Source organism: Undibacterium sp. GrIS 1.8 (assembly GCF_040544445.1).
Lineage (GTDB): Bacteria > Pseudomonadota > Gammaproteobacteria > Burkholderiales > Burkholderiaceae_D > Undibacterium.
Genome location: NZ_JBEONQ010000031.1, coordinates 34,636 through 53,393 on the forward strand (window position 1 = coordinate 34,636; position 18,758 = coordinate 53,393).

Consider the following 18,758-nt stretch of genomic DNA (forward strand, 5'->3'; position numbering starts at 1 on the left):
AACTTCGCACGATCAAAATCAAAAAATCCAAATCGGAGACACCATGACTTACCAATGTTTTTCCCTCAACATCAGCAATAAAGTCGCTCATCTGCAACTGAACCGCCCTGCCAGCATGAACACCATGCAGCCAGTATTTTGGCGCGAGCTGACCGGAATACTACAAACCCTGCAACGCGAAGCCAGCGCCAGAGCCTTGGTGATTTCTTCTACCGGAAAGCACTTTACGGCGGGCATGTCGCTGGATGTTTTTTCTAGCGGCGGGATGACGATGGATGATTTGACGGCAGTCGTTCGCGCCAATATTGTGCTGGCATTGCAAGACATGCATCAGGCGTTTAATCTGATTGAAACTTTGCGTATGCCAGTAATCAGCGCGATTCAGGGAGGTTGTATCGGCGGCGGCGTGGACATGGTGTGCGCCAGTGACATCCGTCTGGCAACAACGGATGCTTTTTTCTGCATCCAAGAAATTAATATCGGGATGACCGCCGACCTTGGCACCTTGCAACGCTTGCCAAAACTGATACCCGAAGGTATCGTCCACGAAATGGCCTATACAGGTCGGCGCCTGCCAGCACAACGCGCCTTAGCGGTTGGCCTGGTCAATGAACTATTTGATACGCAAGAAAACATGCTCGCCGCCGCGCTGCAAATGGCAGCTGAAATCGCGGAGAAACCACCGGTGGCGATCTGGGGCAGCAAGCAAGCGATTCACTACGCCCGCGACCATTCTACGCACGACGCCTTACAGCAAATGGGCTGGCTACAATCCGGAATCTGGCAAAACAGTAATTTGATGGAAGCGTTTATGGCGAAGCAACAAGGACGCCCTACCGAATATGCCGATCTGCTGCCGATCAGCTCGTTTGCGGATGCGGCTTATCAAGTCAAATAATTAATCTGATTTGATAAGCCGGTGAAGAAACAATAAATCAATAAAACAGGAAGCGGTAAGCAGGAAGCAGTTGTTGGTTTACTCACTCACCGAGTGTTTGAACCAACAACCAAGCACACAACTTACTGTTTATAGGATCGGTGCAGCTTGCTGCTTGCTCTCTTTGACTCGCTTACCGCGACCTGACACCAGCATCAATAATTTTTTCAGCAGGCGATAAATCAATCGCAAGAACAATAGCGTGAACAAGGCCTCCAGCATGGTCATGGTGAATCCTAATAAAGGATTAAAGCGCTCCATGCGGCGATGCATCTTGACCATCATACGATCACGTGCAATCTCAATACTGTCGTAAAAAGTTGGCACGACCAGCAGCGTCAAAATCGTAGAAGTAATCGTGCCGCCGATAATCGCGATTGCCAGCGGACGATAAAACTCGCCGCCTTCACCCAAGCCTAATGCGACCGGCATCATGCCCGCGATCAGTGCAAAGGTCGTCATCAAGATAGGACGCAAACGGATACGGCCAGCATGCATCAGAGCGTCTTCACGATTCATCCCTTCCTTTTCATTTTTGCGTGCCGCATCGAGTAACAAGATGGCATTTTTCGCGACCAGTCCCATCAGCATAATGATGCCGATAAAGCTCATCAGATTGAGTGTGCTACCTGTAATCAATAACGCGACGACCACGCCGATCAGTGACAACGGCAAGGACAACATCACGCCCAAAGGTGCGGTAAAAGAACCGAACTGAATCACTAGAATCAGATACATCAAACCGATACCCGATAATAAGGCGATCAACATGGCGCTAAATACCTCTTCCTGATCCTGACCAGAACCACCCAGTGACAAACCATAGCCAGGAGGATAGTTAAATGACTTGGCCAACTTCAAGGCATCATCAATCACCTCACCATTAGACCGGCCCTGGGCGTTGGCAGACACGGTAATCGTGCGCTTGCCGTTAGCATGTTCGATACCAGAAGGACCTTTGCCCATAGAAATCGTCGCAATCTGATCCAGCGGTACCATTTGATTTGTACCGGTGACAGAAATCGGCAGACGTTCAATATTCTCTTTGCTGACACGGTCATCGGGATGCAAACGTACCGCCACATCACGGGTTTCACCCGTTGGATCAACCCAGTCACCCACCTCAATGCCGGCAAATGCAACCCGTAAAGCTTGTGCCGCATCGTTGGATGAAATACCCATAGAATTGGCTAAGCCACGGTTCAGTTCGATCTTCAATTCTTTCTTAGGATCTTGTTCTGATAAGCCGATATCTACGGCACCCGGCACTTCACGCAACTTATCCATGTAGGCGCTGGTGATTTCAAGTAATTTACGGGAATCAGGACCGGTAAAATCAATTTGTACCGGCTTGCGGGCACCGTTGTTCAGATCATCCAGTACCACGTATTCTGCACCGACCAGACCACGGACTTTTTCACGCAATTCAACCGCAATTTCTTTGGCGCTGCGCTTACGTTCGGTACGTTTTCCGATGTCCACATAGATACGTCCACCAGCTGGATTGATTGTGCTATTAGTGTCTTTAGTCTCAGGAATACTGCGTGCAATCGCTGCGGCGCGCTCCATTTTCAGACGAGCATATTCCAGTGATGAGGATGCAGGTGTCCGCACTTGTATCATCAAGTTGCCGGAATCCGCCGTAGGCAAGAAACTGGTACCGCCCCATTTAATCTGCAAACCCAAAGCCGCGATCAAAGTCACCAGCGCAATCGTCCCCATCCAGCGACGATGATGCAAAGCCCAGGCGATCACTTGGCTATAACGGTCGGACTGATGATCAAACCAGTCGTTAAAACGCGCCAGAACTTTGCTGATACCTTTTTTAGGCGCGGTGTGATGATCGACAGGATCACCCCAATACGCAGACAACATAGGATCGAGCGTAAAAGAAATACCCAGGCTGACCAGGACGGAACAAGTCACCGTCAAGGCAAACGGACGGAACCATTCGCCGGGCATACCCGGCATAAACGCCACAGGAATAAATACCGCAATGATAGAGAAGGTGGTCGCAGCAACGGCCATACCAATCTCAGCCGTACCTTCCAGTGCAGCAGTACGGCGATCCGAGCCGCGCTGCATGTGGCGCACGATATTTTCCCGCACCACAATCGCATCATCGATCAGTACGCCAATCGCTAGCGACAGTCCCAGCAAAGTCATGAAGTTGAGGGTAAAGCCACACAACCAGACCGCGATAAACGCAGCAATCACCGAGGTAGGTAAACTCAAAGCGGTGATCAGCGTTGAACGCCATGAATTGAGGAAAGCGTACACCACAAAAATAGTTAAGCCTGCACCCAAGACCAGCGATTCGATCACATTATTCAAACTGTTTTGTGCATCTTTACCGCCATCACGCGTGATTTCCAGCTTTGTACCCGGATGGTTTTTATCTAGATCAGTATTAATTTCTTTGACCATATCGCGTACCGCTTTGGCGACGCTGACGGTGCTGGCATCATGCGAACGGGTGATCAATAAACCGACGTTGGGCTTACCACTACGGATACTCAATCCATTGACATCAGCAAAGCCGTCTTCAATCGTGGCGACCTGCGCCAGGCGCACGATTTGATCGCCATTGCGTTTCACCACAATATTCTGGAACTCTTCTGGTGATTCAATGCGACCAACCAGACGGATGCTCTCTTCTTCCAGAGTACCGCGAAGTTTACCGACTGGCGCGTTGGTATTCTGGTTGCGTAGCGCGTTGACGACTTCTCCAGCGGAGACATTAAATTCGCGTAGTTTTTCTGCGCGTAGTAAGACCGACAATTCACGCTTTAAAGAACCATTGACCTCTACGTTGGCAACACCGCTGACACCGCGCAATTTGTCCGCTAACTGATCTTCTGCCAAGCGGGAAATTTCGGCATGCGTTTGCTTGCTGGAAGAAAGTGCCAGATTCAAAATAGGCTGTGCCGCGGGGTCCCAGCGTTCAATAATCGGTTCACGCATTTCTGTCGGTAATTTATAGCGGACACTGGCGATGACGTTACGCACTTCATCACTGGCTTCAATCATGTTTTTCTTAAACACGAATTCCACGTCGAATTGGGCAGTGCCCTCTTTTGCACTGGCATAGACCTGACTCGCACCGGATACGCTGAGCAAAGATTTCTCAATCCGGTTGATGATTTCGCGCTCTACCGTATCAGGCGATGCGCCTGGATAGGCAATCACGATCGATAGGCCGGGTACTTCCACATCCGGGTTTTGATTGACCTTGAGCTTGGTGATGGCGAGCAAACCCATCGCCATCAGAGCAACAATTAAAACGATAGTCGCCGTAGGTCGTTTGATACTGAAGTCGGATAAAAACATAATCAGTTTCCTTCCGAAGTGGCGTTTGCAGTACCGGTAGCAGAACTTGTCGCCGCCGCAATCGCTACTTTCGCCGCTGCCATTTCTATCGACTGACCGTCTTTAAAATTAGAGCTTGGATTACGCATGATAATGTCGCCTGCACTCAGACCACTACGCACCTCGTAGTTGCCGGTACGCTGATCGCGCTTACCGATTTGCAGATCGACCTTACTCAGAGTTTTTCCTGCGATCTTCCATGCATAGGATTTGTCACCCGACTTGACTACCGCAGCTTCTGGCAACATTAAGGCGCTGACAGTCGCGGCCTCGATATTGCCTTCGGCATACAGACCAGAGACACGTGGCTGATTGGTATCAGCAAAAGTAACCAGCACTTCAACCTGACGCGTGACATCATTCGCAGCCGGATCAACCCGGCTGACTTTGCCACGGAATTCCTGGCCGCCATAACCATTGATGCGGAAGCTGACCGCCTGACCAGTTTTTACCATAGCGATTTTGTCGGCAGAGACGCGACCTGCAAAACGCATGCTGGTAGGGTCGATCACCTTGACCAGTTCTTTACCGATGGATGCCGTATCACCCGCCGATACCTTGCGCTCACTGACCACACCATCAAACGGTGCCCGCACAACCGTGCGCTGTAACTGCTGCCGCGCGACGACCGCACGCGCTTTGGAGGCGGATAATTCGCTTTGTGCGCTATTGCGACGTACCTCCGCATCATCCATCGCTTGCATCGACGTCATGCCTGAGGCACGTAAAGTTTTTAAGCGTTGCAAGGCACGATCCGCCTGATCCAGCGCCGACGCCGCATTACGGGCGTTGTCTTCTGCCGAGGCCAAATTATCGCGGATCGAGGTTTCGTCCAGTTTGACCAGAATATCGCCATGCTTAACGACATCGCCGTTTTCTTTTAGTACCTGCAATACCACGGCAGAAACTTCGGCACGTAAATCTGCCTTACGTTCTGGCTGTATCGATCCGGTCACAACCGGTCCTGATGCCAGCGCATTGCTTTGCACGGTCATGACATCTTCTGGCGCGATGACAAGTTTGACTGGTGGCTTAGCATCCTTTTTGTCGCCTGCGCTGGTTTTATCGGGGGCGGTATTTGCCGCCGAACTAGCCGCACTTGCAGCAGCACTGCTGGCGGCGGACGCATCAGCACTCGCTGTATCTTTTTTATCTTTGCTGCATGCAACCAGACCAGATGCGATAGCAATTGTGGTGGCGAATACGAGAACCGTTTGTCGTAACATGATGAATCCCTGAGGCAAGAGGAATGGGGGAATGATGCCGCAGTATGAGCAAGCACCAGTTTGGCTTCAAGAGGCGAAGTGGCGAGTTGCTGTTTTGGACGGATGAAATGCCATTTTTACAGCTTGAAGTGCAATAGCCTGCTGTGCCAGATTCCTGGACTTCTCTTGCGGCGCTGCTTTTCGCTTAAGATGCAAGGCGTCCATCCTCCTGAACTAAGCCAGAATGTCACAAGCACCTGTACTCACTCTGCCCGGCACATTTCGCCCAAGAATCACTTTGCAAACTCTGGGGCGTGGCGATGGCCTGTTAGGGATGAAGCCGACCGGCACTTTTGGTCCGCGTGGTGGCAGCGTGACGGTAGTGCAGATCGACTGGCTGTATAAAATCGACCACACGGTCGCCCCTTCCAACCAAAACAACATTACTTGGCAGACACCGGCGCCAACCACCCTGCTTAACCGCCGGCCACATTCCACTCAGGAACTACTTGATGCGCAATCTAAGCCTTTTCTGTTATTGCGTGATCTGGGTGCAGAAGCCGATGCACTGGACAAAGTCTGGGAACTGAATTTACAACCGCTACCTGCCACCTGTTTGCAATGGCGGGATGAGGCGGCGGCAACCGAGTTCGGTCCGTTCTGGAGTTTGCAGCAAGAACATTTTTTCGCTGACTTTTGGGCTGAGCAGTTACCAGTGTTACAGGCGCTGGGCTGGTCGGTGGTGATACGCCCTGGCTTTGGCCATCAAAGTGTGCCGGTGGAAGCCTGGCATCTGATGATTAATCAGGATAGCGGAGAACTCATAAGTAATGAAGGTAATGATGGCAATGAAGACCAGACCGCCCGCCTTCCCAACACTAACGGTGTCGATAGTAGTGCTCTTGCCAAAATCAGCCGACTCGGGTTACCCGCACGCGAAGGCTCATGGCTACTAAGTCTGGGAATCGAGATCGATGGGCAAATCCTCGATCTGGTCCCTTTGCTTGCCAATTTGCTCCAGCGCGACAGACGCTGGTTAAACATCAAGCAAGTCATGGCAATTGACGATCTGGAAGTAGTACAGCTAAGGGCACCAGGCGGCAAACGGATTGACGCTGTAGCCGCACCTTTAAAAGCCATCGTCATGCATATGCTGGACTTGCTCACTGACGACTCCCGCCTGAACAATCCAGCTTCAACCGCTTTGCATTTGTCTGCATGGGACACCCAAAGGCTGGAAGCCCTGCGCCAGAGTTTGTTAGACAGTCAGGCCGACCGTGCCGGTGTGCATGGCAGCTGGCAATTGCGAGGTGACTTGGGACTGCGTGCACTGGCAAACCGCTTAACAACAGCGGGAAGCCCGCAAGCCGTGACCGCACCAGAAGGCTTAAACATTACGCTGCGGCCTTATCAATTGCATGGCGTCGCGTGGCTACAATATTTACGTACCCATCATCTGGCAGGGATTTTAGCGGACGATATGGGACTCGGTAAAACAGCACAAGCGCTGGCACATATTCTGATAGAAAAACAAGCAGGGCGTCTTGATTGCCCCGCTCTCATCGTATTACCTACTTCGCTGATTTTTAACTGGCAGGCTGAGGCGCGGCGTATGACACCTGGGCTGCGCGTACTGGCTTTGCAAGGTGCGGAGCGTGCCGACGGATTTGAGCAAATGTCAAAGGCAGATATCGTACTGACCACCTACCCGCTGTTGTGGCGCGATCTTGCCTATCTTGAGGCGCAGCAATTTCATTTACTGATACTGGATGAAGCACAAACCGTCAAAAATGCTGCAAGCCGCAGTGCCGATGCAGTCCGCCGCCTGCGCGCCCGGCATCGTCTGTGCATCACCGGAACACCGCTGGAAAATCATCTGGGCGAACTATGGACCCAGTTTGATTTTTTGATGCCAGGCTTTCTTGGCGACATGCGCAGTTTTACACGCTTATGGCGCAAACCCATCGAAGTCAATGGCGAAACCCTGCGGGCTCAATTGCTATCGCAGCGGATACGGCCTTTTATTCTGCGCAGGCGAAAGCAAGATGTTGCCAGCGAGCTGCCGCCAAAAACCGAAGTCATCAAACGGCTGAAACTGCAAGGCCAGCAGCGCGATTTGTACGAAAGCGTACGCGTCGCTGCCGACGAACAGGTGCGGCGCATCCTGCAGCGCAAAGGGTTTAGCGGCGGACAAATTACGATTCTGGATGCCTTATTAAAACTGCGCCAGGTTTGTTGCGATCCCTATCTGCTAAAACAATCGAGAGGATCAAAGGGGCAAACCGGAGCAGCCAGATTTCCGACAATGGAGCGCGCCAAGCTAGAGATGCTCAGCGATATGCTGCCAAATCTGGTCGCCGAAGGGCGCAGGATACTAGTGTTTTCTCAATTTACAGAAATGCTGGAGCTGATCGCCACACAGCTAACCGAACTGGAATTGCCGTGGTTGTCGCTGACCGGAAAAACACCACCAGCGCAACGCGGTGCCGTGGTGGCAGAGTTCCAGAGTAAAACTATTCCGATTTTACTAATCAGCCTGAAAGCAGGCGGCGTGGGGCTAAACTTAACCGCTGCCGACACCGTGATCCACATGGACCCTTGGTGGAATCCGGCGGTAGAAGAACAAGCTACCGCACGCGCGCATAGGATTGGTCAGGAGCAAGCCGTCTTTGTGTATAAATTGGTGGTCGAAGGCAGCATAGAAGAACGCATACTCGACTTACAAGCGCGCAAGGCGGCGCTGGCGGAAGGTATCTTAGGCAGTGATGCTGCTCTGGCACCGAAGTTTACTGTGGAAGATTTGCAGGCATTGCTGGCACCGCTGAGTGTCTAAAACAACATTAGTCGTGCCAAGATCGGTTCAATATCAGCTCGATCATTGTTGTTGAGTTAAAGGCTTGATACCATCGACGGGCTTTTTTACTTTACCTACATTTATGAACACCAATCATCAATCACCCGAGCAAGACAATGTGACTCAATCCAGCAGTTTTTCTAGCGATATCGTTACGCCGGAAACCATCGTCGAAGCCGGACCAACGCAAGATTTTTACGTCGTTTCACTGAAAAAATTCTGGCTCTTATTTGTGCTGACCATGGGTTTTTATGGCGTGCTCTGGTTTTATAAGAACTGGGCGATGTATAAACAGAGCAGCGACGATAAGGACATATGGCCGGTACCACGCGCCATTTTCTATATCTTTTTCACACATTATTTATGCAACGCGGTTGATGCAAAAATACAAGATCAACAAAAGAATTTCAGCTGGTCGCCCAGCATGGTTGCAACTACGTTCGTAATCCTAAGTATTTTAAACCGCCTTGTTGAGCGCTTCGCTAGTAAGAATACTGATTGGGGCCTATTTGATGCGGTAAGCATGAGTTTGCTATTTGTATTGGGCTATTTGTTGAGTCAGGTTCAGATTGCTATCAACGTCGCCTGCAATGATCCCAAAGGACAATCCAATTCGCGCTTATCTGAAGCAAATTGGTTTTGGATGCTGATCGGAGCGATCTTATGGTTACTGACCGTGATCGGCATTATGTACACCCCAGCACCAACCTAACAGCGATCAAGAGCGCGATTAATACCGCGCCAAAATCATATACTCCCCCAGTTTTAACCTTCAATATGCCATAGTGTCCATATAATCATTGGACAACAAAATATTACTAGGGCGGAGTATTTATTTGATTACCCGCGCTGATCTTACTTCGCTGGCTGAGATCCCGTCGTAGATACAGGCTGACGCCCGGCGTCCGTCAACACAAATTGACTGACGGTGTCCAAGGTCGGCGCCAGGCCTCGCAGTGGCCAGGACATGCTGCCGATCAGACTCACATGGCTGGTTTTATCAAAATGGAACTCCTGCACCGGCACACCGGCAGCACGTAATTTGTTGGCGAGTCCGGTAGTGTTACGGATGGGATTCACCAACTTATCGTCCACTGGCGCGATCAATAAACTCGGTATCGAACTGGTACTGACATGGTTAATCGGTTGAGAATCTACAGGCGTATCCGGATAAAAAAATACTGGCTTCGCTTCTTCATTAGTGATGGGAATAAAGTCATACGGCCCGGCCAAACCGATCCAGCCGCGCAAGGCCGAAGGCTGCATACCGACCGCTGCCAACCAGCGCGGATCGAGCGCGATCATCGCCGCGTTGTAGGCACCGGCGCTGTGCCCCATCACAAAAAGGCGCTTGGGATCACCGCCGTAACGCTGGATTTCTTTACTCACATACGCCATGGCTAATGCGCCGTCTTGCAAAAATGCCGGATACCGGACTTGCGGATACAAACGGTAATCTGCCAACACACAAAGAATGCCGCGTGAGGTCAACGCTTCTGCCACAAACAGATAGTCAGCACGCGAGCCCGAATTCCAGGTACCGCCATAAAAAAACACCACGACCGGCCATGAAGCCTTGGGCATGGTATTGGTAGTACTAGCCGACGCAGGAGGATTGCCGGTGGGCGTGTAAATATCCATCTTTTGCCGCGGGTCGGTGCCGTAAGCAATATCGGCAACCTTGCTATACGACGAGCTTGGCGTCAGTGCATTGATCGTACGTACCGGTGAACAGGCAGCGATAACGCCAAACAGAATTAGTACCGTCGCTATAGAAATAATGAGTTTTAGCCAAGCTGCCACAGTAGCTCCTAGAAGATGGGTATGACTTTATTCGCAGTAAAACCGCGTTTGGATTCAAATCAACGGCTTTGTTGAGTGTTGCTGTTACTCCGGCAATTCTTAAAATACGTCATTCCTGCCCTCGCAGGAGCGACGAAGTGAGAATCAAATTGAGCCCGCATATTGAATTGCCGAATCAATAAATTATGTTAGCGGGTACTTACCAGCACATCATCCTGCAATCTGGCGACACCGGATTTAATTAAGTCAGCAAGCAAGGAGTTCATTAAGGGCTCTACAGCTTCATCAACGATCTGCGAAGACGCTCGCATGATGCGGTTTTGCGTCAGCGATTGCCGGATGGCGCTTACTGGTAATTGCTGCGTCTCTAATAACTGAAACGCGATCATCACCTTTAAGGCGTTGCGGGCATTGCGTTTGGGATCAGCCGCCAGATAATCGAGCCTGCTGTGGGCACGCTCAAGCGCTGCAGCAACATCGGTAAACGGTGCGCCGTGGCCTGGAATAACGATGCGTACCTCGAGCTCGCTAATCATCTGCAAGACTGCTGCTTGCTCAGCAAAACCGGATTCACCTTCCAGTTCGGGAAAGATCACACCAAAACCGTTTTGCCATAAGGCATCGGCGGAAATCAAAATTGCCTCGCTGGCGCAATACAGCATCAGCGAATGTGGATCATGACCGGGTGCCGCCAATACTTGCCATTGCAAACCGGCCAAAGTCACCTGCTGACCCGGCGACAAACTGGCATCAAAACTAAATTGCTGGCAACGTTGCCCGGTCGCCTTGTAGGTCAGGACATCTTCATCCCAAGCCGCAACCGCCGGCGCATCTGCCACCGGAATCAGCGTGCGGCAAGCGTAAGTCTGTTGCAGGATGGCGTTACCACCACAATGATCTGAATGCAGGTGAGTATTGATCAGCAAATCTAATGGACGCCCTTGCAGTGCATGCTGCACTAGTGCCAGGGTTTGACCGGCATGCGTCAGATAACCGCTGTCAACCAAGGCGGTCGTGTGTTCGTCTACCAAAAGAATATTATTGGACGAGAGCCAGCCGCGTTCAAAGACTTGCATACCCGCGGGCAATTGCAAGCCAACCGGATCTGCTAACCGGATGGATGAGGATATTGCTGGCTGAATATTCTGAGTATTAGTTGTGGCTGGCATGAAGCTTCTGTCTGAACGCGGTGGAGTATTAATATTAGCTAAGGATGTAAGTCCTCATCATTTCTAAGCAAACATCCGCTCCTTAACCTGCATCCAAATCTGGCGCTTAATGTCGTTGCTGGCGGTGCTCCAGCCAGTCAGTTCCGGTATGGTCCGAAAACATCCGGCACACCAGCCGTTGACCTGATCCATTTTGCAAATGCCGATACAAGGTGAGGGCACATCGCCGACACTGTTTTCAGGGTCGTAATCGTATAAAACGTTTTTGCTTGTGCCGCTGTTAAGATTATTTCCATTACTCATAAATTACTCATAAAGATGTTTTCAGTGCGATGTCTGCCAATGGCGCTTGGGTCATGGCGATTAATTGTGTTGGGGTGAGTTTAAAGACGGCATGCGGATGTCCGGCAGCCGCCCAGACCGCAGGGTATTGCATCAAGTCCTGATCAATCAAGACTAATGTTTTTTCCAGATGACCGATAGGGCAAACGCCACCGATGGCATAACCGATTTTTTCTTTTACAAACCTCGCATCGGCTTTGCCCAGTGCGCCGACAATCGCGGCAACTTTGTTCTCATCAACGCGGTTGCTGCCACTGGCAACGACCATCACGGCAGCATCATCCGACAAACGGCGGAATACAATCGACTTAGCGATTTCAGCAATACTGCAACCCAGACCGGCGGCTGCTTCGGCCGAGGTTTTGCCGCTGGCTGGCAGCATGACAATGGTTTGGTCGTGACCTAAATGTTGGAGTAAACCGGCAACGCGTTGTACGGTTTCGGGAAGAGCTTGATCTGTGGACATGAGCGTAAAGTTCAAACGAAACAGATCAATTTATAACATAGGCCGCACAAGGATGCTTGTGCGGGTGTAGCGATGTGATATTGCGGGGTGCTTAAGAAGATTTTGATAGCAACAAATCCAGCAAAAAAATACTTACTCCATCGTCACAGCGACTTTGCCACCCCAGCTATTGAGCAGAGCCTGATGTTGTGAAGGCACATCAAAATACTTCATACCGGCACGGTATTCACTGCCGCTTAAAATGCTGTAAAGGCAGGTCGCTTTACAAATAACCTGTGTCCGTTGCGAGGCATCACGCTGATCCGGCACTTCCATCATCATTTGATAAATTTGTCCGTCCTTTAATAAATGCGCACATTGCACCTGAATACCAGAACCAGAAAAATTAAGGATTTTGGAGGCGACAATATTACCGGGGGAAATCAAGATGGCAGAACGCCAGGACACATTAGAGCGAGGACTAGTACGGGACTCATTCATGACAAAACACAGACTAGAAAAACAGAGCTGAAATTGATTAAAAGTTGAAAGAAAAAATTCAAATTGACGTTTTGATTGTACCAAATTTTTCCATAGCGCAACTTAAATGTTGCGATAATCTTGTTGTTCCTAATTCCGTCAAAATTGCTTTTTCATTCTTAGTAAGCTAGGGTAGCCAAAGAACAAACAAAGTTAACTATGTCCAACTATCAAATTTTTTTCCAGTCAACTTTATTCAATATTGAACATGGTGAAGATGAGGAAACGAATCCAATGTGTTTTGGTCGTCAATTTGCGTCTTGGATGCATGAACAACTTCTAAAGGAGGGTCTGACAGTATTGGAAGTTGTTCCCGAAGACTGGGGGTGGTGTGTTGTAGTTCAGCGCAAACCATTCTTACTTTGGATAAGCTGTGTGAACGTCCATGATTATTTTAATTCATCTGAAAATAACCCACTCCCTATTGGCAACGAAGTGGTTTGGACATCCACCATCGTCGCTGAGCAGTCACTGATAAGCAAATTATTTTACAAACAGGATACGGAGTCCACAATCAAAAAACTTTTTAATCAGGTACACAAAATTATTCAGTCTGACAGCGCAAATACTATTATCACCGAACCAAGACAATAATAATTTCTTAAAAAGATCTATAACTAAAAGATGAATTGACCCTGTGTTTAAACAAACTGAATTATTCTAAATCTTAGTTAGCAGATCAAGCACTCCCAAACCGGCCTGCCTGCCGCTGGCAAAACAGGCTGTTAATAAATATCCTCCGGTCGGTGCCTCCCAATCCAGCATCTCGCCTGCACAAAATACCCCGGGCAAATTCTGCAACATCAGCTTATCGTTTAAAGCATCAAACATCACGCCACCTGCACTGCTGATGGCTTCATCAATTGGTCTTGCTGCATGCAAGGTGAGTGGCAGCGCTTTGATCGCTGCTGCTAGCGAGGCAGGTTGTTGGAATTGTTCTGCAGTCAGGCACTCTCGCAGCAAGCCGATCTTTAAGGGATCAAGCCCGACTTTGCTTTGTAAATGACTAGAGAGCGAGCGAGATCCTCGTGGATGCATTACCTCTTGCATGATGCGTTCTGCACTTTTGCCGGGCGCAAGGTCCAGGTGCATTACGGCCTTGCCTTGGCTAGCGATACGCTTACGTAGCAGTGCTGATAAAGCATAAATCAGACTGCCCTCTACACCGCCTTCTGTCATGACAAATTGCCCTTGGCGTGCGAGTGGCGTGCCATCATCTTGAATAAAGTGCGCAACTACCGTGATGAGCGCTTGCCCGGCAAAACGCTGTCGAAAGTGTTCAGACCAGCCAACATCAAAACCACAATTGGCAGGCTGCAAAGGCGCAACGTCGATACCTCGCTGCTGTAAAGGCGCCACCCATGCACCGTCTGACCCGAGGCGTGCCCAACTACCACCACCTAATGCCAATACAACGGTATCGGCTTGTATAGTTTGCTCGCCCTCTGGCGTACTAAAACGTAGCGCAGCACCATCCCAGCCCAACCAACGATGCCGCATGTGAAAGCCAACGCCAGCAGCTCGCAAGCGATGCAACCAGGCACGCAAAAGCGGTGCGGCTTTCATATCGGTGGGAAAGACGCGACCGGAACTACCGACAAACGTAGTGACACCCAGCGCCTCTGCCCAGGCTCTTAATTCGGCAGCTCCAAAACTCGCTAACATGCCAGCTAAATATTGTTGGCGATCTCCATAGCGCGCCAGAAAAGCGTCGCTGGGTTCGGAGTGGGTGAGGTTCATCCCGCCTTTACCGGCGAGTAAAAACTTGCGCCCGACTGAGGGCATAGCATCATATACATCCACCTGCACATCCGTCTGCACATCCGTCTGAACAGTAAGCTGCGTGGCATCGCTACTAATCGCTTGCGATACCGTTTCTGCCGCCATCAAACCTGCGGGACCACCGCCAATAATGACTACCTTATGCTTGGCGGTTTTTACGCTGGTTTTTACATTGGTTCTTATGCTTGTTTGTGCACCTGTCTGCATACTGCTTCCATCTTTTATGAATCAGCACATTGTAAAGGCTAAGAACCGCAAAACAAAAAACAAAGGGTGAATGGTTTCCCACTCACCCTTTGTTTGTCATGAAGCTTACGATTACTTGCTGCTGATTTGCTGCTGATTTCTAGTGCAGCTGCTCATTCAATATCTATAGTGTTTATTTAGCCCAAATTTTTAAATACTGATTGCGATAATCATTTTCTGGGTCAAACATGTTTTTTGGACCGCCGTCATAGGCAATATTTTGATTCGTGACCAGATGTACTGGAGTGACGTAACCGCTGGGGGCGACCCCTGAAAAAGCACGATTCATTTCATCGACTAACTGCCAGCCATGTAAAGATAACGGCTCTGGCACAGTGCCAATTTGTAAGGCATTCGCCCGGATGCGCTTGAAGGCACTATTAGAACCGTCGCCTGCTGATAGTCCGATCACTTTATTTCCGCCAAGCAGAGCCGCGATACTTGGTTTTTCCAGCAAATCAAAATACACGTCATTTACACCAATAACATGCGTCCATTTAGCACCGAATTTTTTCTCTACGCTCTCAACAACTTTGGACATCTTGGTATAAGCCTCCGCTACCGGCACATCTTCTACGCTTAGCAAACGGCAATTTTCGCATTGCTTGATGACTTCAATAATCGCATTGGATTTGGCAGCCGTGTACGGACTGGACATATCTGAAAAAACGACAATCCCGGCCTTGCTATTGGACTCAACTACGCCATACAAAGCCGCAATTTGTGCCGATTCTTTGGGATTAGAAGTGATGTTGGTGAACATGCCCTCGGAGGGACCGCTCTTGACCATAGAATGCCAGCCGACGACCGGTACTTTTGCTTTGGCTGCGGCAGCTAAACCTTTAGCCTGGCTAGTCGCGTCTACACCTGCCAAAATAATGCCGTTCGGTGACATGTCCAGCGCCTGACTGACAATCGCAGCGCCCTGGTTGCATCTGCCCCTGCAATCGATATATAAAAGTTCCCAGTCAGCGCCTTTGACCGCCTCTTTAATACCATTAAAAACGCCAACGATACCCGGGTCGCTTAGATCGGCGGCGACAAAGACAATTTTCTTTTTCTTGAGTAATTTGGGACCGTCTACCGGACCTTCCCAGCGATTGTTTAATCCAGCTGCTTTTGCTACGGTGGCATTAGCACGGCTGAGGAACAGCATAGGATTTTCCTGGGCATTGGCGGCACCAATACCACTGATGGAGCAAAACGCAACAAGCAACAAGGTCAAGCACTTACTTTGAATAGCAGTCATGATTCTGGATCGGTCAAGTTGAGTAAAAAACCGGCATGCCTGAAGGTGATCTGCAGACAGTCCGCACCGCTGATGAAACTTATTTTACAAATGCGGAATGATTATTGCAGAAAATTGTCGTGCGTAAATAGAGTTTCACTACCAAGCGGTCACGGAAGAATATTAAACTGGATCACATCAACGAAACTGACTTTTATTCTTTGAAACTTATTTTTATCAGAATAAACTTTAATAATAAGTGGTTGCGGTGCGACAAAATCAGCGCTTTAGAGCAGACACAAAACTGCCCCGGCGAAGCAACCAGGAGCGGCAACTTAGCTGGGGCAGTTTTATGTCAGTCTGGAGTTCACAACTCATTGCCAGTTAACTTCTCCCGAGCCAGAGCTCTGTACTGTACGTTTAGTAGGATTGCCGTAAATTCTAGCGTCACCGCTGCCGCTGAGACGTACTTTGACTTCTTGCGTTGCCGTGATCTTTGCGTCAGAAGAGCCACTGGCATTGAGTATCGCTAGATTTGCACGTAAAGCCACGGCGTCGAGGTTGCCCGACCCACTCATTTTTGCCGTCAGTAGTTTAGTTTGACCTTTTAGATTGATGTTGCCAGACCCCATAGCGGTCAGTTCAATATTGTCACTGTTGGGTAAGACCAGATTAACATCGCCGCTGCCAACCGCATTGGCCAACACTTGCTGATAATCGCCCTCAAACTGGAGGTTGCCCGAGCCACGCAAGATGGTTTCAAACTGTCTTCCATGAAAGCCTTTGATCATGGCATCACCACTGCCCTGCATTTGCAATTTTTCTAGCGCAGGTAGCGCCATCTCTATACGCAAGGGCTGACGGATCACGATGAACATGCCACGGGTGCCGATATACAAAGTATTGCCTTCGATTCTGGTAGTCACGCGAGACAACATATTAGGTTCGCCATGTACCATCAACTCAGGTACTGCCGCTTGTTTCAGTACCAGATCAATCGGCCCGTTCATCACGATATTGACGATGGAAGCATCAACAGGTCGCACCTCGCTATTGGAGGCAGATGATGTAACTGATGCGGCTGACGAAGCTGACGAGGCTGATATCACTAGTGATACAGATGCTGCATGCGCCCGCATTACGACCGCGCTTAAGCCGATTAAAACGATGGCGAGCAACAACATGCCTAGACCTGTTTTGATGATATTTCTCATGATTTTCTCCTGCAAATAAATAAACAAATAACGTGGGCGCAAAAATTAAAATGATGTTTTAGGCTGGGATTCTTAGGCATTAGCATTAGCGTGAGCAGGCAAGCGCAGCAGCGAAATATTCCATTGCAAGTAATTTTTGAAGCCGATGAAAGTGTATTTCGTCATGAACAGACACAGCATGAATAAGGCAATGCCACCGAGCAGAAAGCCAATACCTTGCAAGACATGGTATCGATTCAAACCATTGTCAACATTGACTTGAATACCGCCTTGCTTACTCTTGCTTTCTATTGCGATGGTGCTTGCACCGAGAGTGTTGCTGGCTACAGCACTAGATGCGCTATTCGCTACAACGCTGGAGGCGCTATTGACTGGATTATTGGTAGTTGTTTTAGAACTGGTGGAAGCCAACGGCTCCACAGAATCAGACGACTCAGTATCACCATCCTCGATATTAATTCCGACCGGCGTGATATCGACGGTGACATTGTTACGACCATGGAATTTGAGATCATGGTCATCCATGATCACCACATGATGGTTGTGCGACGGCATGTCAAATTTAAAATGCTCTACGCCGGACAGACCACCTGCTGCAATCGCAATGCCAGCAACGTAGAAACTTAATGAAGTGACATAGGCTGCCACGAGCATGCTGACATACACAATCGCCGGAATAATCATAAATAAGTTAAACACCATCACGCCTAACAGAGCCACCAGCAAAGCCGCCAGATTAGCCGGGCTAGCTCGATGCTTAAACGCATCCAGGCGCGCTTTACTGCGTTGTTGCGCAGCGACCAATTGTGGCGAAGGCAAACTGGCAGCAACTTGTTCTTCGCTGCGCCCCGCCATTAAAGCGTCAATAAATTTGCTCTCGTAAGCCCACATGGTTTCTTCCACTACCGCTGTAGGTAAGCCATCCAGCGATTGCTTGAGGGCATTCATATATTCTGCTTTGTTCATTTTGTTCTCCTCTGATGCTCTGTGGGTAGTCATAACGGATTGCGTAGAGTGACTGTAAGCAATCACGCTGCATGGCGCTACCCGGATGCGACAGTACGCAAGATAGTGGGATCAGATTGCGAGAGACGGGGATAGTTGGCTAGAAAAATGAGCCGGGCAATGGGATATAAGCTGGCCGTCAGTTGAATCGAGATGCCTTTTTTTTCAGCAAAACTCTGCCATTGCGCATCAAGGACTTAAGCTGCCTGTCATTTTCTTAATTAATATACTCCCTAAGGGTATATATTAGTCCTCCATATAACCCCTGGACAATACGGCATATTTCATAAATTTGATTGGGAGTATATTGATTTCAAGCCCATTTAGACGAGCAGTCACGCTCTGCATTGTTACGCTACGGTATTAGCTTGAGCCTCATCACTTGCGCTGGATTGTAAATCTAAGCCTTCGCATCAAATCTGCAGCCTTAGAATAAATGCCATTTATACATCTACTTTTCTTTCTTTATAAAATGTCATGATAAAATTATCAACATTAATTTATTGCCATTGATTTACAACCACTAATTTATCAACATCAACAAGCCCACGTTCACGGAAATACATTTGATGGATTACCTCACCACCAGCCCCACCGCACGCTCCGGCGCACTGTCTGG

Annotated in this window: 15 protein-coding genes; 4 read left to right on the forward strand and 11 right to left on the reverse strand. The window is 49.4% G+C overall.

Features of this window, described 5'->3' with window-relative positions; all coding sequences use genetic code 11:
• Positions 1-43: 43 nt before the first annotated feature.
• Positions 44-898: an enoyl-CoA hydratase-related protein gene (locus AAKU64_RS14975; protein ID WP_354362352.1), complete on the forward strand. Its 855-nt coding sequence runs from the start codon at positions 44-46 to the stop codon at positions 896-898.
• A 129-nt stretch (positions 899-1,027) separates the two neighbouring features.
• Here AAKU64_RS14975 and AAKU64_RS14980 read toward each other — a convergent pair whose 3' ends face one another.
• Positions 1,028-4,267: an efflux RND transporter permease subunit gene (locus AAKU64_RS14980; RefSeq protein WP_354362353.1), complete on the reverse strand. Its 3,240-nt coding sequence runs from the start codon at positions 4,265-4,267 to the stop codon at positions 1,028-1,030.
• 2 nt (positions 4,268-4,269) lie between these two features.
• On the reverse strand, positions 4,270-5,532 hold the full coding sequence (locus tag AAKU64_RS14985) for an efflux RND transporter periplasmic adaptor subunit (protein WP_354333289.1): 1,263 nt from the start codon (positions 5,530-5,532) through the stop codon (positions 4,270-4,272).
• A 223-nt stretch (positions 5,533-5,755) separates the two neighbouring features.
• On the opposite strand from AAKU64_RS14985, the gene AAKU64_RS14990 reads away from it, so the two are divergent.
• Positions 5,756-8,344, forward strand: coding sequence for a DEAD/DEAH box helicase (locus AAKU64_RS14990; protein WP_354333287.1), 2,589 nt, complete (start codon positions 5,756-5,758; stop codon positions 8,342-8,344).
• A 103-nt stretch (positions 8,345-8,447) separates the two neighbouring features.
• Positions 8,448-9,077, forward strand: a complete 630-nt coding sequence (locus AAKU64_RS14995) for a hypothetical protein (RefSeq protein ID WP_354362354.1) — start codon at positions 8,448-8,450, stop codon at positions 9,075-9,077.
• 143 nt (positions 9,078-9,220) lie between these two features.
• Here AAKU64_RS14995 and AAKU64_RS15000 read toward each other — a convergent pair whose 3' ends face one another.
• The 5 genes from AAKU64_RS15000 to AAKU64_RS15020 all read right to left on the reverse strand — a co-directional run bounded on the left by AAKU64_RS15000 (position 9,221) and on the right by AAKU64_RS15020 (position 12,625).
• Positions 9,221-10,168 (reverse strand): alpha/beta hydrolase, encoded by a 948-nt coding sequence (locus AAKU64_RS15000; protein WP_354333283.1) that lies wholly within the window; start codon positions 10,166-10,168, stop codon positions 9,221-9,223.
• Between the two features lie 188 nt (positions 10,169-10,356).
• The gene (locus AAKU64_RS15005; RefSeq protein WP_354333346.1) at positions 10,357-11,244 is read right to left on the reverse strand and encodes an MBL fold metallo-hydrolase; all 888 of its coding nucleotides are present in this window, start codon (positions 11,242-11,244) and stop codon (positions 10,357-10,359) included.
• Between the two features lie 156 nt (positions 11,245-11,400).
• A complete protein-coding gene (locus AAKU64_RS15010) occupies positions 11,401-11,640 on the reverse strand; it encodes a DUF1289 domain-containing protein (protein WP_354333281.1) in 240 nt (79 codons plus the stop codon).
• A 7-nt stretch (positions 11,641-11,647) separates the two neighbouring features.
• On the reverse strand, positions 11,648-12,145 hold the full coding sequence (locus AAKU64_RS15015) for a YbaK/EbsC family protein (RefSeq protein WP_354333280.1): 498 nt from the start codon (positions 12,143-12,145) through the stop codon (positions 11,648-11,650).
• A gap of 132 nt (positions 12,146-12,277) precedes the next feature.
• Positions 12,278-12,625, reverse strand: coding sequence for a PilZ domain-containing protein (locus AAKU64_RS15020; RefSeq protein ID WP_354333278.1), 348 nt, complete (start codon positions 12,623-12,625; stop codon positions 12,278-12,280).
• 198 nt (positions 12,626-12,823) lie between these two features.
• On the opposite strand from AAKU64_RS15020, the gene AAKU64_RS15025 reads away from it, so the two are divergent.
• On the forward strand, positions 12,824-13,258 hold the full coding sequence (locus tag AAKU64_RS15025; protein WP_354333276.1) for a hypothetical protein: 435 nt from the start codon (positions 12,824-12,826) through the stop codon (positions 13,256-13,258).
• A 66-nt stretch (positions 13,259-13,324) separates the two neighbouring features.
• Here the strand turns inward: AAKU64_RS15025 and AAKU64_RS15030 are convergent, their stop codons facing one another.
• From AAKU64_RS15030 to AAKU64_RS15045, 4 genes are all read right to left on the reverse strand, one after another.
• A complete protein-coding gene (locus tag AAKU64_RS15030) occupies positions 13,325-14,653 on the reverse strand; it encodes a TIGR03862 family flavoprotein (protein ID WP_354333274.1) in 1,329 nt (442 codons plus the stop codon).
• 172 nt (positions 14,654-14,825) lie between these two features.
• The gene (locus tag AAKU64_RS15035; protein WP_354333273.1) at positions 14,826-15,941 is read right to left on the reverse strand and encodes a substrate-binding domain-containing protein; all 1,116 of its coding nucleotides are present in this window, start codon (positions 15,939-15,941) and stop codon (positions 14,826-14,828) included.
• A 353-nt stretch (positions 15,942-16,294) separates the two neighbouring features.
• Positions 16,295-17,134, reverse strand: coding sequence for a head GIN domain-containing protein (locus AAKU64_RS15040; protein ID WP_354333271.1), 840 nt, complete (start codon positions 17,132-17,134; stop codon positions 16,295-16,297).
• A 72-nt stretch (positions 17,135-17,206) separates the two neighbouring features.
• On the reverse strand, positions 17,207-18,100 hold the full coding sequence (locus AAKU64_RS15045) for a DUF1700 domain-containing protein (RefSeq protein WP_354333269.1): 894 nt from the start codon (positions 18,098-18,100) through the stop codon (positions 17,207-17,209).
• Positions 18,101-18,758: the final 658 nt, after the last annotated feature.